This is a genomic window from Streptomyces sp. NPDC050738 (assembly GCF_040654175.1).
In the GTDB taxonomy this organism is placed as follows: Bacteria; Actinomycetota; Actinomycetes; order Streptomycetales; family Streptomycetaceae; genus Streptomyces.
Genome location: NZ_JBFAHN010000001.1, coordinates 696163 through 719133, shown reverse-complemented (window position 1 = coordinate 719133; position 22971 = coordinate 696163). Strand labels below are relative to the sequence as shown.

The following is a 22971-nucleotide window of genomic DNA, read 5'->3' as shown; positions in this document are numbered from 1 at the left end:
CGACAGGATTGGGTGGGACGGTCGACAAATCGCCCTAGTGACGACACTTCCGTCCACAGGGGGGTGGGTTGGGCCGTGTCACCCCAATTCCATCGATCAACTCTTTAGAGCGAGCAATTCCCACTCGAAAGAGCGTGTGAAGGGGGTTTGACCGGGGAATCCTTCGCCCTGCATGCGGCTTTCGGAATGATCTATTCCGTCATCCACAGATCTCCCGCACAGCCTGTGGATAACTTTTTCCGGCTGTGGATTCCTGTGGACGAACCGCACCCAACTTCCGTCTGCCGCAAGGGGTGTGGGTCAACCGAACGGCGTCGCCGTGACCCGTTCCGGGGAATGGGACCGGCTTTATTGACGGAATACCGGGAAACTCCACCCTTACGTTCTCCCATTTCGGAGATATTGCCTCAATTCGGACAAAGTGACACGCAAGGCAATATCGAGTCGAGGGGCGCAACCCCGCACCGGTAGCCTGGTGGGGTGATTGACCTTCGCCTGCTCCGTGAGGACCCCGACCGTGTTCGCGCCTCCCAGCGCGCCCGTGGAGAGGACGTCGCGCTCGTCGACGCCCTGCTCTCCGCCGACGAGCGGCGCAGGTCCTCCGGACTCCGCTTCGACGAACTCCGCTCCGAGCAGAAGTCGCTCGGCAAGCTCATCCCCAAGGCCCAGGGGGAGGAGAAGGCCGAGCTTCTGAAGAAGACCGGCCAGCTCGCCGCCGCCGTCAAGGCCGCGGACGCCGAGCAGAACGAGGCGGACGAGGAGACCAAGCGTCTGCTGCTGCAGCTCGGCAACATCGTCCACACCGATGTTCCGGTCGGCGGCGAGGAGGACTTCGTCGTCCTCGAGACGCACGGCACGATCCGCGACTTCGAGAGCGAAGGCTTCGCGCCCAAGGACCACCTGGAGCTCGGCGAGGCGCTGGGCGCCATCGACGTCGAGCGCGGCGCGAAGGTCTCCGGCTCGCGCTTCTACTACCTGACGGGTGTCGGTGCTCTGCTGGAGCTCGCGCTGGTCAACGCGTCGATCGCGCAGGCGACGGAAGCCGGGTTCATCCCGATGCTCACGCCGGCCCTGGTGCGCCCGCGCGCCATGGAGGGGACGGGCTTCCTCGGCCAGGCCGCCGAGAACGTCTACCACCTGGAGAAGGACGACTACTACCTCGTCGGTACGTCCGAGGTGCCCCTCGCCGCGTACCACATGGACGAGATCATCGACGCGGACAAGCTGCCGCTGCGGTACGCGGGCTTCTCGCCGTGCTTCCGCCGCGAGGCCGGTACGTACGGAAAGGACACCCGGGGCATCTTCCGGGTGCACCAGTTCGACAAGGTCGAGATGTTCTCCTACGTCCACCCGGACGAGGCCCAGGCCGAGCACCAGCGGCTCCTCGACTGGGAGAAGCAGTGGCTGACCGCCCTTGAGCTGCCCTTCCAGGTGATCGACGTGGCCACCGGCGACCTCGGCTCCTCGGCCTCGCGCAAGTTCGACTGCGAGGCGTGGATCCCCACGCAGGGCAAGTACCGCGAGCTGACCTCGGCGTCGAACTGCGACGGGTTCCAGGCGCGGCGGCTCTCGGTCCGTATGCGCGAGGACAAGAAGGTCCAGCCGCTCTCGACGCTCAACGGCACGCTCTGCGCGGTGCCGCGGACGATCGTGGCCATCCTGGAGAACCACCAGCAGGCCGACGGTTCGGTGCGCGTGCCTGAGGTCCTCAGGCCGTACCTCGGGGGACGATCCGTTCTTGAACCCAAGTAAGTCCGCCAGTCTGGAGCTCCGCACCACGTGAGTACTTCGCCCCTCCCGTACAAGCTCATCGCCACCGACCTCGACGGGACGCTGCTGCGGTCCGACGACACGGTCTCGGCCCGTACGCGTGACGCACTCGCCGCTGTGACAGCGGCGGGTGCGGCGCACATCGTCGTCACCGGGCGGTCCGTCGCATGGACCCGGCACATCCTGGACGACCTCGGTTACGAGGGGCTCGCGGTCTGCGGGCAGGGCGCGCAGGTCTACCACGCCGGCGAGCACCGGCTGCTGACCTCCGTCACCCTGGACCGCCAGCTGGCCGGGATCGCGCTGGCCAAGATCGAGGCCGAGGTCGGACCGCTGGCGCTGGCCGCCAGCCGGGACGGGATCGACGGGGACGTGCTGGTCGGGCCGGGATACGTCGTACAGGAGGGGCCGCTTCCCGTGGTCCCCTTCGACGATCTGGCCGAGCTGTGGGCGGCGCCACTGAACAAGGTGTACGTCCAGCACCCGGGGCTGAGCGACGACGCGCTGGCGCAGGTCGCGCAGGAGTCGGCCGGGGGTCTGGTGGACGTCGTCATGGCGGGCGCCGGAGTCGTGGAACTGCTGCCGCTGGGGCTGTCCAAGGCGACCGGGCTCTCGCTGGCCGCGCGGCGGCTGAAGGTCACGCCGGCGGAGACCATCGCGTTCGGGGACATGCCGAACGACATCCCGATGTTCGGGTGGGCGGCGTACGGGGTCGCGATGGCCAATGCGCACGCGTCGCTGAAGGCCGTGGCGGACGAGATCACCACGTCGCACGACGACGACGGGATCGCCGTGGTGCTGGAGAGAATGCTCACAAGCGTCTGACCTGCACAAACTCCTTTCTCATTCGTCTCACAGACAATCCATAGGGTTCTGTCGACGTGGTCGTTTTAGCGTCGAAAGCATGGATGACGACCTCGGAAGGAAAAAGCGCCGCCGCCTGCGATACGTCGCAGTGACCGCGGTCGCTGGTCTGGCGACAGCCGGAGCGCTGACGGCTGTGGGCGCGCACTCGGGCACGGACCCGGGCCACGATGCGGCGCCGGTCGCCAAGGTCAGCGACACGCCTTCGGCCACCGCTGCCGCCTCCCCCGACGCCACGCTGACGCGCGCGCTGAACGCGGTGAAGGCGGAGGGCAGCTATCAGGTGGCCGCGCTGAATCTCGACTCCGGTGCGACGGCTTCGTACACGAGCGGCGACAGTGCCGATACGTACGACACCGCGAGCATCGTCAAGGTCGACATTCTGGCGACGCTGCTGCTGCAGGCCCAGGACAGCGGGACCACGCTCACCGCGGAGCAGCAGACGCTGGCGACCTCGATGATCGAAAACAGCGACAACGACGCGACGAACACCCTCTGGGGCCAGATAGGCGGGGCGTCCGGTCTGGACGCCGCGAACCGGACCTTCGGTCTTGCGGACACGGTCGCCGGCACCGACGGGGACTGGGGTCTGACGCAGACGACCGCCGACGATCAGCTGAAGCTGCTGCAGGTGGTGTACGGGGACGACGGCTCGGCGCTGAGTGCGGACTCGCAGGCGTACATCCAGGAACTGATGGGGAACGTCGAGGCCGACCAGCAGTGGGGTGTCTCGGCGGCCGCGGACAGCGGGACGTCGGCGGAGCTGAAGAACGGGTGGCTGCAGCGGTCGGCCACGGAGCTGTGGGACATCAACTCGGTCGGCGAGGTCACCGTGGACGGGGACTCGGTGCTGATCGCGGTCACGTCGGGCGGGGCGTCGACGGAGAGCGCGGGGATCGGGCTCGTGGAGACCGTCGCGGAGGCGGCGGGGGACGCGGTCGCGTCGACGTAGGTGCGTGAGTGCGTGGGCGGAGGATGCGCGGATCGAACGCGCGCGGGGTTTTCGGCCCCGACCAGGGCTTAGCAAGCCCGTGCCTTTCCACTCGGCCAATCCTCCGGGAGGGCGGCCCGTGCGCGATGCGCACGAGAAAGCCGCCCGGGCGGTTCGTCCGTGGGCGGCTCGCGGAGTGTGAGGTGGCGCTACCCCGGTGCCTGCCCCGTCCCGCCCTGCTGGGAGCTCGACGGACTCTGACTGTCGTCGTCGGTCATCGTCTCGCTCCTCTCCCGGTCCGGTGTGTGCTCAACCACTGTGCTCTGCCCGGGTGTTGGGCGCCACTCCTTTTTCGTGAGCGGCCAGCAGACAAGCCCGATGGCGAGCGCGGCCGCGTGGCCGAGGTCCGTGAAGGTGCCGCCGGTGACCAGCGGGATGCCGAAGAAGGCGAGCGTGCCGGCGAGGTAGAGCCAGCGCCAGTGGCCGTGCACGCGGTACGTGAGGATGCCGATCGAGGCGGCGAGGCCGTAGCTGACGCCGATGTCCACGACGTGGGCCATCCGGTGCGGCACCTCGTGGTTCTCGATGCTCATCAGGACGATCTTCTGGCTGATGAGGGTGGCGGCGATGTGCGCGACCGCCACGACGAAGAGCCAGCGCAGGGTGCCGAGCCAGCGCTCCACAGGGGCGTGGAAGGTCTCGAAGAGCACGATGTAGAGAAGGACCGAGGAAGGGTTCTCGATCCAGAAGGCGCTCAGGAACAGGGACTGCACGGGGTGGGCCGAGAGCTCCACGATGTTGCTGCTGTTGCGCTCCAGGAGGAAGCGTTCCAGGCCCTCGGTGGAGAGTGCGATGACGGCGCTGGTGATCACGATGACCAGCAGCCAGATGTGTGTGCCGGGCGTGGAGCGGATCCAGCTTCTGAGGGGGCGGGAGGGCTCTGGCTGCCCGGGTGGCGGCGTCACGGTCCCATCTTGGCGCATGGGGGTGCGCGGCAAGTTGTAGGATGATTGGGCAACCGGGTGAATGGAGACTGGCGTGATGGCGCTGCAGGCGGCGGGACGACAGTCCCTCGTGGACACCGTGGTCGAGCAGCTGCGGACTCAGCTGGCCGAGGGCGAGTGGGCGGTCGGGGACCGGATTCCGACCGAGCACGAGCTGGCCGAGCAGCTGGGCGTCGGGCGCAACACGGTGCGCGAGGCGGTGCGGGTGCTGGTGCATGCGGGGCTGCTCGAGTCGCTGCAGGGCAACGGGACCTTCGTACGGTCGACTGCCGATCCGGCCGCGGTGCTGCGGACGATGCGGCATGCGGGGGCCCTGGACGTACTGGAGCTGAGGGTCGCGCTGGAGGCCGAGGCCGCGCGGCTGGCGGCGGTACGGCGCGACGCGGCGGACCTGGAGCGGTTGCGCGAAGCGCTGCGGGTGCTTCGGGGGGAGGGGGACCGGGCGGCCGACGCGGACCTCGTCTTCCACCGGGCGGTGGTGGACGCCACACACAACGCGGCCTTCGTGGAGGTGTACCGCTTCTTCTCCACGCAGGTGCACGAGGTGCTGATCGAGGCGCTCGGGGACCGGGAGATGCCGCCGATCGACCTGGAGACGCACCGGGCGCTGGTCGACGCGATCGAGGCCGGGGATCCGGACGGGGCCGAGCGGGTGGCGCGGACGCTGCTGCAGGAGCCGATCGATGCGGTGAGTGCGCTGCTCGACGCTCGCTGACTTTCCTTACGTAACGCATGAGTTGAGAGAGGTGTTTGTTTTGTCACGCCCGGATTCTGGTCCTGGTCGGCTGGCGGTCATCGATGCGGAGGCCGATGTCAGGCCCTCCGTGGAGGGCGCGCGGGCGCGGCGGGCGCTGATCGCTCATCCGGTGCTGCTGCTGGTCGGGATCGTGCTGGCCTCGGTCAACATGCGGGCCGCGCTGGCGAGCATGTCGCCGCTGGTGACGCAGGTCGGGGCTCAGTTCGGGCTCTCCCAGACGGCGAACAGTCTGCTGACGTCGGTGCCTGTGCTCTTCCTCGGGCTCGGTGCGCTGGTGGCGCCGTGGCTGGGGCGGCGGCTGGGGAGCGAAGTGGTGCTCTTCGGGGCGCTGTTGCTGCTGGCCGGCGGGATCCTGGTGCGCGTGCTGCCTTCGGTGGGTGCGCTGTACGGGGGGTCGCTGCTGATCGGGACGGCCATCGCGCTGCTGAACGTGCTGATGCCGGGCCTGATCAAGCGGGACTTCCCGGATCGTGCGGCGTCGATGACGTCCGTGTACACCGGCGCGATGATCGCCGGGGCGACGGTGGCCGCGGCTGCTTCCGTACCGCTGGAGAAGGCTTTCGGGGGCAGCTGGGAGGCGTCGCTGGCCTTCTGGTCGCTGCTGGCCGTGGTCGCGGCGGTGGCCTGGCTGCCGCAGGTGCTCATCGCGCGGGGGCGTACGGGACACGAGGTGCGGACTGCGGTGGTCCCGCCGGGGAAGAGCGTGTGGCGCAGCGCGCTGGCCTGGCAGGTCACGCTCTTCATGGGGCTGCAGTCGCTTTGGTCGTACGTACTGATCGCCTGGATGCCGACGATCTTCAGCGACCACGGGATGAGCCGTTCGTCGGCGGGCGTCGTCTTCGCCTTCAACAACCTGATCCAGGTGGCCGGGGCCTTCGTGGTGCCGGTGCTGGCCGGCCGGATGCGGAGCCAGCGGCCGCTGATCGTGCTGGTGACGGGGATGGTGGCTGCGGGATATGTGGGGCTGATCATCGCGCCGGTCACCGGTGCGTGGGTGTGGGCCGCCGTGCTCGGGGTCGGGCAGGGAGGCGCGGTCGGGCTCGCGCTGACGCTGATCGTGCTGCGGTCGGGGGACGCGGTGACGGCGGCGCGGCTGTCGGGGATGGCGCAGACGGTGGGATACCTGCTGGCCGCGGTCGGCCCGTTCGCGGCGGGGGCGGTGTACGAGGCGACGGGAAGCTGGACGGTGCCGTTGTCGCTGGTGGTCGGGGTGTGCGTGGTGGCGCTGGGGGTGGGTCTTATGGCGGCTCGGGATCAGAAGGTGTGACTCCCATACGGGGAAAACTCGTTCGCACGTACCCATAACTTGTACGACTGTCCGACCGTTGTCACTCCTGCGTGGAGGCAACTGGGATCCGGGGCGTCGAGAGTTCGTGAATCTGGGGTTTGCCGGTGCGGGTACGGGATCGTAAGACCCGACGCGGCTGGTCATTGAGTCAGTGGGAATACATGAGCGACCTCCACCCCTGAAGCCCGGGGAGAGGGCCGTCCATCGTCATGCACCACTGACCATGAACGGGAGGCATTCCCATGCCAACCGAAGTCGCCCTGCTCGAATCGCGTGCGCTGCGCGCGGACCATCTGGGGCGTGTTGACGTCCTGGAAAAAGTGAAGGCGTTGCAGCTGCTGCCTGATGGGCTGCATGTGACCACCGAGGGTGTGGCTCAGTACTTCGCTGTCCACAGGGACGCTGTGCATAGTGTCGTCAAGCGTCATCGTGACGAGCTCGCCAGCAACGGAATGATCACCATTAGCGGGTCTGAACTGCGCGGACATGACGTGGCCAAAACGGCCACGTCATCCGGGAGTGCGGGTGAGAGTTATCCACAGGGGCGGCGTCATCAGCGCCTCTTCACCCGTAGAGCGATCCTCAACGTCGCCATGCTGCTGCGTGACAGCGACGTCGCCAAGTACGTCCGCACGTATCTCCTCGACACCGAGGAACTGCGCCAGGGCCAGATGACCGACCCCCGTTTCGACGGGCTCGACCGGCGGGTCACCAACCTGGAGGCCTCCATGGCCCAGGTCGGGCCCGCGCTGCAGGAGTTGGGGCCGGTGCTCCAGCGGATGTCTATGCGTCTGGAGCACATGGACCAGCGGCTGGAGACGATCGACCACCGGCTGGATTCGATGGACCGGCGGTTCGACGGCATCGACCGGCGGCTCGACGCCACCGACCGGGTCGTTGGCGCCATGAGCGTACGGGTCACCGATCTCAGCGAGGACATGGCCGAGATCAAGCGGCACCTGCATCTCAAGGCACCGCGCCAGAGGCGCCGTAAGCGCTGACGCGCAGGACCGTGGGGGCGCAGGCCGGGCGGCCTCCGTCCCCACGGGGTGTCCGCTGTTTACTCCTCGCCCGCCAGCTTCAGCGTCCTCAGCTTCTGGCCCGCGTACCAGGTCGCGGCAGCCGTGACGCCCGCCAACAGGACGATGCCCAGCGGGAGTCCGACGTCCGAGCTGATCGCGCCCGGGGTGGCGATCTTCTCGGCCAGGGAGAGCGACCACTGCTGGACGCTGAGCGTGCGCGCGCCCGCGACCAGATTGCCGAAGACGGTCTCCCAGACCAGGGCGTAGACCAGGCCCGCGACCACCGCGTGCCGGGTGATGGTGCCCAGGAGGAGGAAGATCGCCGCGTACGCGATCGAGGCGACCAGGGCCGCGACCGTGTAGGCCACCGCGATCTGCTGGCCGTTGCCGTTGAGGATCATGCCGGCGATGAAGGTCGGGATGGCGGAGAAGGCCATCGTCACGCCGACCGCCACGAAGAGCTTGGTGATGATGATCGTGGGGCGCTTCACCGGCTTGGCGAGGAGGTAGACGATCGAGCCGTCGTCGATTTCGGGGCCGATCGCTCCCGTACCGGCGATGACGCCGATCAGCGGGACCATCGTGGCCATGGCGAATCCGCCGAGCACATCGGTGGCGACCTGGTCGTCGGCGCCGCTGAAGGCGCGTACCGCCGCGGCGATGACGATGAGCAGCGCCGGGAGGATGAAGAGGATCGCGGCGCGGCGCCGGCCGAGCAGGGCCCGGTAGGTGAGGCGGGCGACAGTGGGGTTGTACATAGGGGAACTCACCGCTCCTTTCAGGCCGTTACTAGGTAGGAGAAGACCGACTCGAGGGATTCGTCCGAGGGCGAGACCGTGAGGAGGCGGATGTCTTTGGCGCGGGCGACTTGGGGGAGGAGTGCGGTGAAGCGGCCGAAGTCGACGGCCTGGATACGCAGGGCGCCCTCTGCGAGGTCGACCTCGATGCCCGCGGTGGACGGGTCCGCGATGAGCGCTGCCGCGAGTGCGCGGTCGTCGCTGGAGCGGACCAGGTAGCGGTGCGGTCGGTCCGTCATGAGGCGGCGGATCTTGCGGAAGTCGCCGGAGGCCGCGTGCCGTCCGGCCACGATCACCTCGATGTGCGAGGCGAGTTGCTCGACCTCTTCGAGGATGTGCGAGGAGAAGAGGACCGTGCGGCCCTCCGCGCCCATCGAGCTCAGCAGGTCCATCAGCTGCATGCGCTGACGCGGGTCCATGCCGTTGAAGGGCTCGTCGAGGAGCAGTACGGACGGGTCGTGGACGAGGGCGGAGGCCATCTTCACGCGCTGGCGCATGCCCTTGGAGTACGTGGCGATCTTGCGGTCCTGGGCGTACTCCATCTCGACCGTCGCCAGGGCGCGCTGCGCCGCGCGCTCGTCCAGGCCGTGCAACTCCGCGTTGGCGACGACGAATTCGCGGCCCGTGAGGAAGTCGTACATGCCCTCGCGCTCGGGGACGATGCCGAGCTTGCGGTAGATCGTCTCGTTGCGCCAGATCGTGTCGCCGTCGAGGGTGACCGTGCCGGTCGAGGGGGCGAGGAAGCCCGCCATCATGTTGATGAGGGTGGATTTTCCCGCGCCGTTGGGGCCGAGGAGCCCGGTGACGCCGGGGCCCACCGTCATGGTGATGTCGTTGACGGCGACCACATTGCCGAACCAGCGGGAGGTGTGGTCGATGTTGATCGTGGTCACAGTCCGACCTTCCGGTAGCGGCGCATCAGGACGGCGTACGAGCCGTAGATGAGGCCTAGTACGACGAGGACGTAGACCACGCCGGGGCCTGCGCCCGGGCCCGTCCCGCCCGGGTAGGAGGAGCTCGCCCCGAGGAACGCGGTCTGTACGCCGTCGATGAGCGTGATCGGCGAGAAGAGGCCGAGCCACTTCACCGCGCCCGGCGAGCCCTGGTCGAAGGCGATGGCCTGGACCGTGGAGACGGCACCGTAGGTGATGGTCATCAGCGCGATGACGGCGGCGACACCGAAGCCGCGGCGCGGGGTGAGCGCTGCCATCACCAGGCCGAGGCCGGCGAAGAGCAGGGAGAGCAGTGCCACGGAGACGAGTCCTTGTGCGAGGCCCTTGGTCTGATCCGCGAAGTCGAGCTTCGCGAGGAGGGACCCCACGTAGAGGATCAGCAGGGGTACGGCGGTGAGGATGAAGAGGGCCGAGGCCATCGCCGCGTACTTGGCGAGGACGTAGTCGGCGCGCTCGATGGGGCGCGAAAAGTACAGGGGGATCGACTTGAAGCGCAGGTCGCGGGAGACCGCCTGGGGGGCCTGGGCCGCGAGGTAGAGGCCGATGACGGCCTGGGTGAAGATCGCGTACCGGGTGTAGTCGAGGGGCAGTTCACTGGCCTTGGTGGCCACCGCGACCGCCACGATGATCGCCGCGGGCACACACATCACCGCGAAGAGGATCATCGGCAGGACCTTGGACTTGGCCGAGCGGCCGAGTCCGTAGGAGCCGCGCAGCGACTGCGAGAAGAGCGAGCGGCGGGCGTAGGCGCGGCCCAGGCGTTCGCCTTCGTAGTTGCGGTAGCCGATGTTGTGGATCTGGGTCTGGGCGGGCTGGGTCGGCTGGGTGGGCGTGCTCACAGTGCCTTCGCCTCCTGCTTCTGGTCCTGCGCCTCGGAGCGGAAGACCTCGGCGATGTGGTGGCGGCGCTGTTCCATGCGTACGAGACCGAGACCGAGGTCCGCGACGGTGTCGCGCACCAGGTCGTACGTCTCCTCGCCCGCGGCCTCGACCAGGAGGATGTGTCCGGCGCCCGGGAGGCCGTTCTCCAGGCCCTCGTGGAGGGTGACCCCGGCCGCGGCGAGCTTCTCGCGCAGGGCCTGTGCACCGTCGGGGTGCGTGTCGGAGTCGGTGACCTCGACGGCGAGCGTCGCCGTGGTCTGGGTGAAGTCGCTGGTGGAGCTGGAGCGCAGGAGCTTGCCGCCGTCGATGACGACGACGTGGTCGCAGGTGCGTTCCAGTTCGCCCAGGAGGTGGGAGGTGACCAGGACCGAGATGCCGAAGTCTGTGTGGATACGGCGGATCAGGCCCAGCATCTCGTCGCGGCCGACCGGGTCGAGGCCGTTGGTCGGCTCGTCGAGGAGGACCAGCTGCGGGTCGTGGACGAGGGCCTGGGCCAGCTTCACGCGCTGCTTCATGCCCGTCGAGTAGCCGCCGATGGGGCGGTACCTCTCCTCGTACAGGCCGACATGGCGCAGCGTGTCCGCGGTGCGTTCGCGCGCCGCGCTCGGCGGGAGTCCGGACATGCGCGCCATGTGGACGACGAACTCGGTGGCCGAGACGTCGGGCGGCAGGCAGTCGTGCTCGGGCATGTACCCGACGCGCTCACGGATCGCGGCGCCGCTGGTGGCGACGTCCATGCCGAGCACTTCGGCGCGGCCTTCCGTGGCGGGGGACAGTCCGAGCAGGATCTTGATCATGGTGGACTTGCCGGCTCCGTTGGCACCCACCAGGCCGGTCACGCCGGGCCCGATGTCCAGGGAGAGCCGGTCAAGCGCGGTCACCCGGGGGAACCGCTTGCTGAGGCTTTCGGTCACGATCACAGTCACGTATTCGAAGGTAGTGGCGCAGACCACATCGGACGTCAGCCCAGGCGGCTGGATGCGTGTCCGTCTCCAGATGTACGGACCCGTAGGGGGCCTTCGACCCGAGACGTACGCCCGAGAGTTATCCACAGGCTGGTGCACACCCCTTGACGCAGCCGCCGGGCATTGTCACATTCATCAGTGTCAAGTTACGAGCGCGTACCGCGACACAGGGCGGGTGGCATGACCTCAGCAGGTTCCAGCTCCATGGTCTCCATGGTGAAGAGCGAACTCCCGGCGGAACTGCGGGGGTTCAGAACGGTGCAGACCCTCGCATACGAATGCGCCGAGGCGGTCGCCGCGCAGCTCAAGCCGGGCGTGACCGAGCGCGAGGCGGCGCGGATGCAGCGCGAGTGGCTGCGCGAGCGGGGGGTGCGGGACTGGTTCCATCTGCCCTTCGCCTGGTTCGGGGACCGGACGGCCTTCGCCGGGTTCAAGGTGCCGCTGCAGTTCTTCCCGACGAACCGGCGGCTGGAGGCGGGGATGCCGTTCATCCTCGACATGGCGCCGGTCTACAAGGGCTACACGGCGGACATCGGCTACTCGGGCTGCCTGGGACTCAATCCCGTGCACGACAAGCTTCTCGCCGATCTGGAGGCGCACCGCGAGCTGATCCTGCGCGAGGTGCGCGAGCGGCGGTCGCTCCGGGAGATCTACGAGGACGTCGAGCGGCTGATGACCCGGCAGGGGTACGCGAACCGGCACCGGGCCTATCCCTTCGGCGTCATCGCCCACAAGGTCGACCGCGTGAAGGAGCGGCAGTTCGCACCGCGCGTCTTCGGCTTCGGTACGCAATCGCTGAAGGGCCTGGCGAGCGATGCGCTGCACGGGCACCGGGACGGCTGGTCTCCGCTCTGGAGCCCCTACAAATTCTCCGACCACCCGCCCCAGCCGGGGTTGTGGGCGGTCGAACCGCACCTCGGATTCCGGGGTATGGGCGCGAAGTTCGAGGAGATCCTCGTGGTCACCGACTCCACGGACCCCGAACAGAGCGCGTTCTGGCTGGACGACGATCTGCCGCATGTGCGGCGCTGGGCAGAGGAGAAGTCGGCGTGAGTCTCGACGGTGCGCGCGAGCGCTGGGTACGGACGGGCGGAATCGAGCTGTGCGTCGCCGAACTGGGCGACGCCTCCCAGCCGACCGTGCTGCTGGTGCACGGCTATCCGGACTCCAAAGAGGTGTGGAGCGAGGTCGCGGCGCAGCTCGCCGAGCGCTACGGATTGCATGTGGTGCTGTACGACGTCCGGGGGCACGGCCGGTCGACGGCGCCCGCGCCGCTGCGGGGCGGCTTCACCCTGGAGAAGCTGACCGACGACTTCCTCGCGGTCGCGGACGCGGTCAGCCCGGACAAGCCGGTGCACCTGGTCGGGCACGACTGGGGTTCGGTGCAGTCCTGGGAGTTCGTGACGGTGCCGCGGACGGAGGGACGGATCGCTTCGTTCACGTCCATGTCGGGGCCTTCGCTCGACCACTTCGGCCACTGGATCAAGAAGCGGATGGCGCGGCCCACGCCCCGCAGGGTCGGCCAGCTTCTGGGGCAGGGCGCCAAGTCCTGGTACGTGTACATGCTGCACACCCCGGTGCTGCCCGAGCTCGCCTGGCGCGGACCGCTCGGCAAGCGGTGGCCGAAGATCCTGCAGCGCCTGGAGAAGGTGCCCGCGGGCGACTATCCGACGCCCTCGCTGCCTTCGGACGCGGCCCACGGGGCGTGGCTGTACCGCGACAACGTACGGGCCCGGCTGCGCAGGCCGCGCGCGGACGCGTACGCGCATGCGCCGGTACAGCTGATCACTCCGACCGGGGACATCTTCCTCTCGGAGCGGCTGTACGACGAACTGGAGCACTGGGCGCCGGGAGTGGTGCGGCGCTCGCTGCCCGCCAAGCACTGGGTTCCGCGCACCCGCCCCGATCAACTGGCCGCCTGGATCGGAGAGTTCGTGACCACGCACGAGGAAGGGCTCCCGGCGAAGGACTCCAAGGCGAGCGGCCCGCACGCGGATCGCTTCGGCGGACAGCTGGTCCTGGTGACCGGCGCCGCGAGCGGCATCGGACGGGCCACCGCCTTCGCCTTCGCCGAGGCCGGGGCACGGGTCGTGGCCGTCGACCGGGACGCGGAAGGCGCTTCCCGTACGGCGGAGATGGCGCGGCTGATCGGCTCCCCCGAGGCCTGGGGCGAGGCGGTGGACGTCAGCGACGAGGCCGCCATGGAGAAGCTCGCCGAGAAGGTCGCCCGTGAGTACGGCATCGTGGACGTCCTGGTGAACAACGCCGGCATAGGGCTCTCCGGATCCTTCTTCGAGACCACGAGCGAGGACTGGAAGAAGGTCCTGGACGTCAATCTGTGGGGCGTCATCCACGGCTGCCGGATCTTCGGCAAGCAGATGGCGGACCGCGGTCAGGGCGGCCACATCGTCAACACCGCGTCGGCCGCGGCCTTCCAGCCCTCCAAGGCACTCCCCGCCTACTCCACCTCCAAGGCCGCCGTGCTGATGCTCAGCGAGTGCCTGCGCGCGGAGCTGTCCGACAAGGGCATCGGGGTGAGCGCGATCTGCCCCGGCATCGTGAACACCAACATCACCTCCACCGCGCACTTCGCCGGAGTCTCGGCGGACGAGGAGAAGCGCAGGCAGAAGAAGTCGGCGCGGCTGTACGGACTGCGCAACTACCCGCCGGAGAAGGTCGCTTCGGCCATTCTGCGGGCAGTGGTGCGCAATCAGGCCGTGGTGCCGGTGACGCCCGAGGCGCGCGGCGCCCACTTCATGTCCCGGTTCGCCCCCCGCACCCTGCGCGCGATCGCCCGATTGGAGCCGCCGCTGTGAGCACCGAACAAGGAGAGCAGACCGAGTCTTCTCACTACGCCATCGTCCCGCGCCGGGTCGCCTTCGACTGGGAGCGGACGCCACTGCACTGGATCCCCGGCGAGCCGACGGCGACCCATGTCATCAATGTGCTGCATCTGCTGCTCCCGGCGGGCGAGCGGTGGTTCGTCAAGGTCTTCAAGGAGGCCCTGCCGCTGGTCGACGACCCTCAGCTGCTGAAGGACGTCAAGGGGTTCATGGGGCAAGAGGCCACGCACAGCGTGCAGCACTCCCATGTGCTCGACCACCTGGCGGCGCAGCGGCTCGACACCGAGGCGTACACCCGGCACGTCGACTTCCTCTTCGAGAAACTGCTGGGCGAACAGCCGCCGTTCGGCGCTCCGATACCCACCCAGGAGTGGCTCCGCTTCCGGCTGGCCCTGGTCGCCGCGATCGAGCAGTTCACCGCGGTCCTCGGCAACTGGGTGCTGCACGCGGAGGCCCTGGACCACGCCGACAGCGACGAGGTCATGCTGGATCTGCTGCGCTGGCACGGCGCGGAGGAGGTCGAGCACCGGGCCGTGGCCTTCGACATGTACCAGCACTGCGGGGGCGAGGGGCTGCCGCGGTACGCCCGGCGGATCGAGGGCATGGTCGTGGTCGCCCCGGTGCTGCTCTGGCTCTGGGCGTGGGGGACCTCGTATCTGATCCGGCACGACCCGGAACTGGCGGGGAGCGGCATGCGCTACTCGCTGCGCGAGCACAACAAGGCGGTCGCCAAGGGGCTGCTGCCCAGCTGGCGTGAGCTGGGCGCGGCGATTCCGCGATACTTCCGGCGGTCGTACCATCCCTCGCAGGAGGGCTCGCTGCGCAAGGCGGTCGAGTATCTGGCGGCTTCGCCGGCGGCCCGGTCGGCGGCGGGAGCAATCGGGCGTGCGGCCCTTTCGTAGAGCAGGACGACTAGGGGGAGAGCGTGTCCGAAGCGGAGTACCGGATCGAGGATCTGGCCCACCACAGCGGTGCCACGGTCCGTACGATCCGGGCCTACCAGGACCGCGGGCTGCTCCCCACGCCCGAGCGGCGCGGGCGGGCCAATGTGTACGGGGACAGCCATCTGGCCCGGCTGCGTCAGATCGCCGACCTGCTCGACCGCGGTTACACCCTGGCCTCCATCAAGGAGCTGCTCGAGGCCTGGGACGCCGGGCGCGGTCTGGGCGGGGTGCTCGGTCTGGTCGCCGAGGTCCACGGCCCGTGGACGGACGAGGAGGCGGCCCGGATCTCGCGGGCCGAGCTCGACGAGCGGTTCGGGGGCGTGCCCGACGACGAGGCGGTCGAGGACGCGGTCGCCCTGGGCGTACTGGAGCGCATCGCCGGCCGGGACGACGAGTTCCTGGTGCCCAGTCCGCAGGAGCTGACGGTGGCGGTGGAACTGCACGCGGCCGGGGTGCCGCTGAAGGCGATCTCCGGGCATCTGAGGGAGCTTCGGGGGCAGGTCGAGCACATAGCGGCCCGGTTCCTGGAGTTCACCACGGAGCATGTCTTCGCCCGCTACCTCGGGCACACTCCGCCCACGGACACGGACGCCGCGGAGGCGGCCGCTCTCGTACGACGTCTGCGGCCGCTCGCCCAGCAGAGTGTGGACGCCGAACTGGCCCGTGCGATGCGGCTCTTCGCGACGCGGCATCTGCAGCAGCACCTCGGCCCCGCAGGCCCGCCCGCGCCGTACGACGACCCCCAGCCCGTCGCGGTGCCCGCCACGACACTGCGCGCCGTCGAGGACCTGGTGGGCCGGGACAATGCGGCGCTCTTCATCGCCGCGGCCACCGAACGGGAGCTCCAGGCAAGGACGTTGGACGCACTGACGCACCCCCGGAGGCCGTGAACACGGGCCGACTTATCCACAGCTCGGGCCAAATCCCCTGTGGATAAGCCGAGTTATCTGTGGATCATGGTGGATAAACCTGCGGAGAGAAGTAATTCGGATGCGCTCCGTCACACGCACCGCCACCCTGGCCCCATGGATGAAAGACGCACCGTCAAGGTGTCGAAGTACCTCTCCAAGCATCTGCGGCATCAGCCCGAGCGCATCGGCCTCACCCTCGACACCAACGGCTGGGTGGCCGTCGACGACTTGATGCGGGCCGCTGCCGCACACGGCTTTCCCTTCACCCGGGCGGAACTCGACCATGTCGTCGCCGCCAACGACAAACAGCGGTTCGCGATCGACGGCGTACGGATCCGGGCCAGCCAGGGCCACTCCGTCGAGGTCGACCTCGGCCTGCCCCCGGCCGAGCCGCCCGCGTACCTCTACCACGGCACGGTCGCCCGCACCCTGAAAGCGATCCGCACCGAGGGGCTGCGCCCCATGAACCGCCACCACGTCCATCTCTCGCCCGACCGCGAGACGGCGACCCGGGTGGGCGCACGGCGCGGTCGTCCCGTCGTCCTGAGCGTCGACGCCGGCGCCATGCACCGCGACGGCCACGTCTTCCGGGTGAGCGCCAACGGCGTCTGGCTCGCCGACGCCGTGCCGCCCTTGTACCTGCGCTTTCCCGGCTGACACCATGCCCGGCATGGCACATCCGAAGCTGGTCAGCACCGAGGCAGCCGTCGCCGCGGTCCGTGAGATCGCACGCGAGTACAACCTGGAGGCCGATGTCTCGCACGACATCGGCGCCGACCAGACCTCGCGGCGCACCTCGGCCGGAGTCGCCGTCACCACCGACCCGGACGGTTCGCTGCCGCACGAGGCGTACATCGAACTGGGCGGCAGGCCCGCCGTGGCCGTCCATCTCTACCCGGACGACGACGCGAAGATCACCGTCGACGAGGTCGAGTTCCACGACGTCCCCCGCGACTCCGTGCCCGCGTTCCTCCGCTCGGTCTACGGCGGACTCGCCCACGTCAAGGGCAGGCTCTTCCCGCCGGGCTACTGGCTGATCGTGGCACTGCCCGGCGACGAGACGTACAAAGAACTGGTCCTGCGCGGCACGACCCTCACCCCCTGGCTGACCGGCAGGATCCGGCCCTAACCCGCCAGTTGGGCCAGGCCCTCCGTCGCGATCTGCTCGAAGACCTTCTCGTCCGCCGCGAAGTCGGAGTCGGCGATCGGCGCGTGGACGACGATCTCCGTGATGCCGAGCACGAAGTGCCGGCCCGCGAAGTCCACGAAGGCGTCGAGGGATTCCAGCGGACGGCCGCGGTCGGGGGTGAATCCGGTCAGCAGGATCTTGTCCAGCTCCTCGACGTCCCGCCCGATCTCCTCGCAGGCGGCGCCCAGCTTGCCGATCTGTCCGGCGATCGCCTCGAGGGACTGCTCGGGCGTCCCGGCCTCGAAGAGCTTCGGGTCACCGGTCGTCACCCAGGCCTGGCCGTGCCGGGCCGCGAGCTTCAGTCCGCGCGGACCGGTGGCGGCGACGGCGAAGGGCAGCCTGGGCCGCTGTACGCAGCCGGGGATGTTCCGGGCCTCGACCGCCGAATAGTGCGTGCCGTCGTACGACACCGAGTCCTCGCTCAGCAGCCGGTCGAGCAGGGGAACGAACTCCCCGAAGTGGTCCGCCCGCTCGCGCGGGGTCCACGGCTCCTGGCCCAGCGTCGTCGCATCGAAGCCGTTGCCCCCCGCCCCGATACCGAGCGTGACGCGGCCACCGGAGACGTCGTCCAGGGTGATCAGTTCCTTGGCCAGGGTCACCGGATGCCGGAAGTTCGGCGAGGTGACCAGGGTGCCCAGGCGCAGCCGCGAGGTCACGGCCGCCGCGGCCGTCAGCGTCGGGACGGCCCCGAACCACGTCTTCTCGCGGAACGAGCGCCACGACAGGTGGTCGTAGGTGTACGCGGTGTGGAAGCCGAGGCTCTCGGCGCGCAGCCACTGGTCGCGGCCGCCTTCCGACCAGCGGCGGACGGGGAGGATCACGGTGCTCAGACGCATGTTCCGACTCTACGTCGGCCCACTGACACCTGAGCACCGCAGGGAATCACCGCAGGTCAGCCCAGGTGCTTCAGGTTGTTCTCCAGTTGCGGCAGCAGCTCGCGCGCCTCCGTGGTGTCCATCGACCGCACCTCGTCGGCGAAGCCCCGCAGCCGCTCGGCTCCGGCCTTTCCGCTGCCTCGCCGTCTGTCCAGCCAGGCCATCCTCAGCACACACTGGGCACGGTCGGCGAGCAGCTCGGGACCGAGTTCGCCGAAGGCTCCGGCGGCCTTCTCCCAGAGCTCCAGGACCTCCTCGCGTATCTCCTCGTCGTCCTCCCAGGTCTCGTCGTCCGGGTCCTCGCTGTCGATCTGTCCGCTCAGCACCTCCGCGAGCTGGGACCAGGTGCGCCCCCGCTCGAGCAGCAGCTCCGGGCCCTCCCCGGCCACGGCGTCCAGCGCCTGTCCCATCAGCTCTGCGGCGGCGGAGACGGCCTCGGCGGCGGAGAAGTCGTCGCTCACCTTCAGCCAGGCCAACGACCGCAGCGCACGCGCCAGTTGCACCGGCTCCCCGGCCGCCCGCCACAGCTCCACGGCCCGTTCGTACGCCGGCAGGGCCTGCTCCTCCATGCCCTGTGCCGCAAGGCATTCGGCGGCCAGCGTCGCCAGGCGTGCCTGCGGTGCCTGGTACTCCCAGCCTCTGGCCGCCTCGGCGGCGAGCAGGAACTGCTCGGCCGCGCCGCGCGGATCGCCGAGCGTGCGCAGCTGGTTGCCGAGGGTCTCGCGGGCCCTGACGGCGTGCTCCTCGCCCTGCTGCAGGAGGTCGGGCAGCGCGGACTCCAGCACCTCGGCGGACTCCGCCGCCCGGCCGAGCTCCCCGTACGCCTGGGCCAGGATCAGCCGGGCGTAGGCCCCGGCTCCCGCCGTCTCACCGGCCGCGTCGAACCAGTGCGCCGCCTCCAGCGCATAGCCGGCGGCCTCCTCGTCCTTGCCGTCCTGCCGGTAGAGCGCCTCGGCCAGAGCGAGCCGTACAGTGGCGATCTCCGCGGGGTCGGTGAGCTCGGCGCTGTGCTCCAGAGCCGTACGCACCGTGGCCTCGGCCTCTTCCGCGCGGCCCAGCATCTGCTGCAGCGACCCCAGCCGCGACAGCGGTTCTACGGCCTCCCAGGGGCGGCCCGCCGCGACGGACCGGCCGGCGGCCGAGGCCAGCAGGGCTTCGGCACGCGGCCAGTCCCTGCCGGCCCAGGCGCCCTGCGCCAGCATGGTCTCCGCCTCGGCGAGCAGATCAGCGATGTCCGGGTCGTCCCCGGGATATGCGGCGATGAACGCCGCCACGGCAGGACCGAAGTCCGCCTCCTCGTCCTCCCGCGCGGCAAAGGCCTCCAGCTTGATCCGGGTCAGCTCGACCGTCGCCAGCCTGCGCACGCGCAGCGGATCACCCGCATCGAGCGACTCGGCGGAAGCCGCCGCGGCCTCGGTCAGCCGCCGCACCGCCGCCGGGTCCGCGCCTTCCTGGAGCGCGGCCATGGCCACCCGGAGCTCGTTCAGCGCCGCCCGCCCGGGCTCTCCGGCCGCCCGGAACGCGGCGACCGTCTCCTCGAAGAGTGCACGCCCCGGCTCCCGCATCGCCCGATGTTCGAGCAGCTCGGCGGCGAGCAGCGCATCGGCGCTCTCCCCGCGCTCCCTCAGCACCTCCCCGACCCGGTCCCACGCCGCGTCCGCCCCGGGATGCCCGGCGTCACGCAACCGCCTTGCCTCCTGGGCCAGTTCGCGTACGTCCGTGACCGGGTGCACCGCTTGCGGCTTCGCCACGGGTACGGACACGGGCACGCCGGTGTCCAGGACTGCGGCGCGCACCCCCAGCGGCAGCGCGTCGAGCAGCGGCTGCCGGGCGAGCCGCTCCGCGAGCAGCCCGGACCTGAAGGCGTTGCCGTTGCGCGCGTCGAAGCGGAGCGCGATCGCGGTGGCGTCCGCGTACAGCTGCTCGTACAACTCCCGGACGCTGCGCCGGGTTCCCTCGTACGGGACGGCCGGCCGCTCCCCGTGACCGAGTGCGACGAGCCGCCCGAGCAGCACCAGCACACCGCCCGCCAGGCTCAGCTGGGAGTCCTGGTCGCCGATCGGCCCCAGATGTGCGGCGTGCTCGGCGAGGATCTCAAGACCCCGTGCCTCGTTGCCGGTGAGCGCGCAGAACTCGATGTGCAGCCCGATGCTGTTGAGCAGGCTTTCGTTGCCGCGCGCCATGCGGTAGCCGCGCAGATGGTGGGCGCGCGCCTCGTCGGTCCGCCCGAGCTCGACCAGGGACAGGAGCGACTTGGCGAGGACCCGGTGCGGCTCCTCCTTGCAGGTCAGCTGCCCGTCCAGGACCGGCTTCCAGACCTCGATGGCCTTCTGGTGGTTCTGCTTGCGCGTCCAGTACCAGCCCTGCGAGCCCAGTTCGCAGGCGTGGCAGTCGCTCATCCGGTCGCGGTCGGTGGCGCACCACGCGGTGAAAGCCGCGTCCGCGCGCCCGGTGTCGCCGGTCTCGACCGCCAGATAGAACTCCGACTGGTGCACGGCCCGCTCGGTGTATCCGGCGAGGCGGTAGCGGCGGCGCATCTCCTCGCGCCACTTCTCGATGGAGGCCAGGGGGATCTCGGGGAGGTCGAGCATTCCCGTACTGACCCACTTGAAGCGCCAGTGCAGGCTGTGGACGTCCTGCTCGTCGAAGCCGGACGGATCGCGGTCCCACTCCTGGAGCAGCCGGGCGAAGGGCACCATCATCTTGCCGCTCTCGGTGCTGTACTCGTAGGCATCGATGAGGGCGAAGAGGGCCAGGTGCGTCAGTTCGCCGTCGCCGGTCTGCTCGGCTGCCGCGACGAGCTCCTCCGCGCGGGCGTTGCGGAGCAGACCGCCCGGAGCGCTGTGGTTCTCCCATATCGCCTGGCGTACCTCGGCGGGGGTCGGAGTGCTCAACTCGGGTCCTCCTGGGCGGCGTCGGTGGCCGGGCGGTCGAGGGGATGGGTCGCCCACTCCAGGAGTCCGAGGAAGGACCGGTTGAGCAGGGCGGAGTCGGCGGGCCGCAGCGGCCGCTGGGCCATCAGCAGCGCCTGCCCGTACAGCGATTCGACGGCGGTGCCTGCCAGTTCGGCGTCCGGGATGGCGGCGATGCGGCGCACCAGCGGGTTGTTGTGGTTGAGGACGAGCCTGGCCCGGGGCGCCGAGCCGCGCAGCGCGCCGAGGATGTCGGTCCACAGCGCGTCGGCGTCGGCCTCCACGGCCGCGCGGTCGCGCTCGTGGCGGGCCTGGCGGTCGTCGAGGAAGAGCGCGGGGACCGTGACCGGCTGGAAGGCGCGCAGCGCGACGTCGCAGCCGAGCGGGTCGAGCGTGGTGCGGGCGGTGGCCAGGAAGGAGGCCAGCGCCAGCTCCTGCTGCGGGGCCACCGGGTCGAGGTGGGCGGTGACGGCGCCCGCGTCCAGCTCGGCGACGCTGACCCCGTCCCTGATCTGCGGCAGCATCGCGACGAGCTCGGCGTCGTACGTGTACCCGCCGTTGATCACGCCCAGTCCGTGCGCGGCGGCGATCGGGGCGACCTGGCGGAACTCCTCGACCGTGCGCGTGTAGTGCACCTCGGGGTAGGCGCGTACGAAATCGTCCAGCGTCACCCGCCCGTCGCTGGTCTCGAACGGCAGCCAGGGCAGCATCAGTTCCAGCAGATCGCTGTCGTACCTGGCGAGGGACTTCACCCCCAGGTGGTGCACGGCCAGGAAGGAGGCGAGCCGCTCCGGATCCCCCGCGGCGAGCTGTGCGAGCCACTCCCTGATGCGCCCGCCGAGCGCCTCGCGGACGGCGGCGAGGGTGTCGTCGTCGTAGAGGTTCTCGCGGGACGCGGTGGGGCGCAGGGTGTCGGTGTCCAGGACGACGCGGACGAAGAACGCCCAGTCGGGCAGCAGGTTGTCGGCCCGGTCGGTGAGCAGCATCCCCTTCAGATAGACCCGGTGACTGGCGTGGTGGGCGGGGCTGGTGGCGGCAGGCAGGACGTAGGCGACACCGCGCACGCCGGCGACCGGCAGGTCCAGGTCGACGGTGTCCAGCGGTGTGAAGCCGAAGACCTTGGCGCAGTGCCCGGCGAGGGCGACCCGGCGGGCGACCGGTGTCGGGTACGGGCGGTCCCACACGGCGGGCCGGTCGGTGACGGGGCGGGTCACGCCGTCCGGTCCGGTGAAGGTCACCTCGTACGGAAGCAACGAACCGAAGTCCCGCGCGAGTTCCTCGACACGCCGGGGATCCGTCCACTCCTCGGCGCCGGGCCGCGCCTCCAGATAGACGGTGGTGCCCGGCTCGGTCCTGGCCTCGTCGGGAAGGGTGCGCACGGTGTACGAACCGTCGTCGGTGGCCAGCCATTCGACGGGCGGCAGCTCGGGCGTACGGGCCGAGCGCGAGACGACCCGGATCTGCCGCGCCACCACGAAACAGGCCAGCAGTCCGATGCCGAACTGCCCGAGGAACTCCTGTCTGGCGCTCTCCAGACCGTCCCGCTTGGAGGAGCGGCCGATGGTGGCGAGCAGCGTGTGCACCTCTTCGGAGGTGAGGCCGATGCCGGAGTCCTCGATGGTCACCACGCCGGCGGCCGTCACCGAGAGCCGGATACGGACGGGGGCCCGCTCGTCCTGGGCGAGCCGCGCGGTGGAGGCGTCCACGGCGTTCTGCAGCAGCTCGCGGACGTAGACGCGCGGGCTGGAGTAGAGGTGGTGCGACAGCAGATCGACGAGGCCCCGGAGATCCACTTGGAAGGTGTTGGCGGCAGAGGCCGTGGCATCGGTTGTTTCGGGCGTACGGGAAGAATTCACAGGCAGTCACCTCGCGTGCTCATGCGCGGGGTCGGGCGATCGCGGGGTCCCCCCTCACGCATCGCGACGGGCCCGGCCCTGGAGCCTCACGAGGCAGTCAGGACGCGGTAGTTGGAAGCCATCGTAGGACCGGGCACTGACAATGCCCACGGAGATTCCGAGTGACGATCTTCGGCCAAGTCCGCCCCGGCCCCACTCATATGTGCGCC

At 69.7% G+C, this 22971-nt stretch carries 20 protein-coding genes and 1 tRNA gene; 12 read left to right on the top strand and 9 right to left on the bottom strand.

All coding sequences use genetic code 11. The features are described from left to right. Nucleotides 1-480: 480 nt before the first annotated feature. The 3 genes from serS to AB0H78_RS03525 all read left to right on the top strand — a co-directional run bounded on the left by serS (nucleotide 481) and on the right by AB0H78_RS03525 (nucleotide 3586). The gene (gene serS, locus AB0H78_RS03535) at nucleotides 481-1752 is read left to right on the top strand and encodes a serine--tRNA ligase (protein ID WP_363232542.1); all 1272 of its coding nucleotides are present in this window, start codon (nucleotides 481-483) and stop codon (nucleotides 1750-1752) included. Nucleotides 1753-1779: 27 nt separating this feature from the next. After that, the gene (locus tag AB0H78_RS03530) at nucleotides 1780-2595 is read left to right on the top strand and encodes an HAD family hydrolase (protein ID WP_363232541.1); all 816 of its coding nucleotides are present in this window, start codon (nucleotides 1780-1782) and stop codon (nucleotides 2593-2595) included. A gap of 79 nt (nucleotides 2596-2674) precedes the next feature. Next, nucleotides 2675-3586: a serine hydrolase gene (locus AB0H78_RS03525; protein ID WP_363232540.1), complete on the top strand. Its 912-nt coding sequence runs from the start codon at nucleotides 2675-2677 to the stop codon at nucleotides 3584-3586. Between the two features lie 17 nt (nucleotides 3587-3603). On the opposite strand, the gene AB0H78_RS03520 is transcribed toward AB0H78_RS03525, so the two are convergent. Together AB0H78_RS03520 and AB0H78_RS03515 are read right to left on the bottom strand one after the other, a co-directional pair. Further along, nucleotides 3604-3691, bottom strand: a tRNA-Ser gene (locus AB0H78_RS03520). An 83-nt stretch (nucleotides 3692-3774) separates the two neighbouring features. After that, entirely contained in the window at nucleotides 3775-4530 is a 756-nt protein-coding gene (locus AB0H78_RS03515) for a rhomboid-like protein (RefSeq protein WP_363232539.1), read from the bottom strand. A 76-nt stretch (nucleotides 4531-4606) separates the two neighbouring features. On the opposite strand from AB0H78_RS03515, the gene AB0H78_RS03510 reads away from it, so the two are divergent. The 3 genes from AB0H78_RS03510 (at nucleotide 4607) to AB0H78_RS03500 (ending at nucleotide 7615) form a co-directional block, all read left to right on the top strand. Then, complete coding sequence (locus AB0H78_RS03510; RefSeq protein ID WP_363232707.1) at nucleotides 4607-5284, top strand: FadR/GntR family transcriptional regulator; 678 nt, start codon at nucleotides 4607-4609, stop codon at nucleotides 5282-5284. 40 nt (nucleotides 5285-5324) lie between these two features. Beyond that, complete coding sequence (locus AB0H78_RS03505; protein ID WP_363232538.1) at nucleotides 5325-6593, top strand: MFS transporter; 1269 nt, start codon at nucleotides 5325-5327, stop codon at nucleotides 6591-6593. Nucleotides 6594-6856: 263 nt separating this feature from the next. After that, entirely contained in the window at nucleotides 6857-7615 is a 759-nt protein-coding gene (locus AB0H78_RS03500; protein ID WP_363232536.1) for a hypothetical protein, read from the top strand. A 59-nt stretch (nucleotides 7616-7674) separates the two neighbouring features. Here the strand turns inward: AB0H78_RS03500 and AB0H78_RS03495 are convergent, their stop codons facing one another. The 4 genes from AB0H78_RS03495 to AB0H78_RS03480 are packed head-to-tail and all read right to left on the bottom strand — an operon-like array spanning nucleotide 7675 to nucleotide 11187. Continuing rightward, nucleotides 7675-8394, bottom strand: coding sequence for an ABC transporter permease subunit (locus AB0H78_RS03495; RefSeq protein WP_363232535.1), 720 nt, complete (start codon nucleotides 8392-8394; stop codon nucleotides 7675-7677). Nucleotides 8395-8414: 20 nt separating this feature from the next. After that, a complete protein-coding gene (locus AB0H78_RS03490; protein ID WP_363232534.1) occupies nucleotides 8415-9326 on the bottom strand; it encodes an ABC transporter ATP-binding protein in 912 nt (303 codons plus the stop codon). Then, a complete protein-coding gene (locus tag AB0H78_RS03485) occupies nucleotides 9323-10225 on the bottom strand; it encodes an ABC transporter permease subunit (protein WP_363232533.1) in 903 nt (300 codons plus the stop codon). Before AB0H78_RS03485 ends, AB0H78_RS03490 begins: the two co-directional genes overlap by 4 nt. Further along, complete coding sequence (locus AB0H78_RS03480; RefSeq protein WP_363232706.1) at nucleotides 10222-11187, bottom strand: ABC transporter ATP-binding protein; 966 nt, start codon at nucleotides 11185-11187, stop codon at nucleotides 10222-10224. Before AB0H78_RS03480 ends, AB0H78_RS03485 begins: the two co-directional genes overlap by 4 nt. Before the next feature lie 249 nt (nucleotides 11188-11436). Here AB0H78_RS03480 and AB0H78_RS03475 point away from each other — a divergent pair, with 249 nt between their 5' ends. The 6 genes from AB0H78_RS03475 (at nucleotide 11437) to AB0H78_RS03450 (ending at nucleotide 17059) form a co-directional block, all read left to right on the top strand. Beyond that, nucleotides 11437-12285, top strand: coding sequence for a M24 family metallopeptidase (locus AB0H78_RS03475; protein WP_363232705.1), 849 nt, complete (start codon nucleotides 11437-11439; stop codon nucleotides 12283-12285). Next, on the top strand, nucleotides 12282-14048 hold the full coding sequence (locus AB0H78_RS03470) for an SDR family oxidoreductase (protein WP_363232532.1): 1767 nt from the start codon (nucleotides 12282-12284) through the stop codon (nucleotides 14046-14048). The genes AB0H78_RS03475 and AB0H78_RS03470 overlap by 4 nt, the downstream gene beginning before the upstream one ends. Continuing rightward, a complete protein-coding gene (locus AB0H78_RS03465) occupies nucleotides 14045-14977 on the top strand; it encodes a metal-dependent hydrolase (RefSeq protein ID WP_363232531.1) in 933 nt (310 codons plus the stop codon). Before AB0H78_RS03470 ends, AB0H78_RS03465 begins: the two co-directional genes overlap by 4 nt. 23 nt (nucleotides 14978-15000) lie before the next feature. Then, nucleotides 15001-15909: a MerR family transcriptional regulator gene (locus AB0H78_RS03460; protein WP_363232530.1), complete on the top strand. Its 909-nt coding sequence runs from the start codon at nucleotides 15001-15003 to the stop codon at nucleotides 15907-15909. Nucleotides 15910-16044: 135 nt separating this feature from the next. Next, nucleotides 16045-16587, top strand: a complete 543-nt coding sequence (locus AB0H78_RS03455; protein ID WP_363232529.1) for an RNA 2'-phosphotransferase — start codon at nucleotides 16045-16047, stop codon at nucleotides 16585-16587. 13 nt (nucleotides 16588-16600) lie between these two features. Further along, nucleotides 16601-17059, top strand: coding sequence for a hypothetical protein (locus tag AB0H78_RS03450; RefSeq protein ID WP_363232528.1), 459 nt, complete (start codon nucleotides 16601-16603; stop codon nucleotides 17057-17059). Here AB0H78_RS03450 and AB0H78_RS03445 read toward each other — a convergent pair. Genes AB0H78_RS03445 through AB0H78_RS03435 form a run of 3 tightly spaced genes read right to left on the bottom strand, consistent with a single transcriptional unit; the run spans nucleotide 17056 to nucleotide 22768 of the window. Then, entirely contained in the window at nucleotides 17056-17955 is a 900-nt protein-coding gene (locus AB0H78_RS03445) for an LLM class flavin-dependent oxidoreductase (protein ID WP_363232527.1), read from the bottom strand. The genes AB0H78_RS03450 and AB0H78_RS03445 overlap by 4 nt on opposite strands. 56 nt (nucleotides 17956-18011) lie before the next feature. Further along, nucleotides 18012-20888 (bottom strand): tetratricopeptide repeat protein, encoded by a 2877-nt coding sequence (locus AB0H78_RS03440; RefSeq protein ID WP_363232526.1) that lies wholly within the window; start codon nucleotides 20886-20888, stop codon nucleotides 18012-18014. Beyond that, a complete protein-coding gene (locus tag AB0H78_RS03435; protein WP_363232704.1) occupies nucleotides 20885-22768 on the bottom strand; it encodes an HSP90 family protein in 1884 nt (627 codons plus the stop codon). The genes AB0H78_RS03440 and AB0H78_RS03435 overlap by 4 nt, the downstream gene beginning before the upstream one ends. Nucleotides 22769-22971: the final 203 nt, after the last annotated feature.

Bases quoted from the DNA above. Each gene is read 5' to 3' on its own strand.
- AB0H78_RS03525 (WP_363232540.1), top strand. From the start codon at position 2,675: ATGGATGACGACCTCGGAAGGAAAAAGCGCCGCCGCCTGCGATACGTC.
- AB0H78_RS03445 (WP_363232527.1), bottom strand. From the start codon at position 17,955: ATGCGTCTGAGCACCGTGATCCTCCCCGTCCGCCGCTGGTCGGAAGGC.
- AB0H78_RS03495 (WP_363232535.1), bottom strand. From the start codon at position 8,394: ATGTACAACCCCACTGTCGCCCGCCTCACCTACCGGGCCCTGCTCGGC.
- AB0H78_RS03510 (WP_363232707.1), top strand. From the start codon at position 4,607: ATGGCGCTGCAGGCGGCGGGACGACAGTCCCTCGTGGACACCGTGGTC.
- AB0H78_RS03500 (WP_363232536.1), top strand. From the start codon at position 6,857: ATGCCAACCGAAGTCGCCCTGCTCGAATCGCGTGCGCTGCGCGCGGAC.
- AB0H78_RS03475 (WP_363232705.1), top strand. From the start codon at position 11,437: ATGGTCTCCATGGTGAAGAGCGAACTCCCGGCGGAACTGCGGGGGTTC.
- AB0H78_RS03455 (WP_363232529.1), top strand. From the start codon at position 16,045: ATGGATGAAAGACGCACCGTCAAGGTGTCGAAGTACCTCTCCAAGCAT.
- AB0H78_RS03450 (WP_363232528.1), top strand. From the start codon at position 16,601: ATGGCACATCCGAAGCTGGTCAGCACCGAGGCAGCCGTCGCCGCGGTC.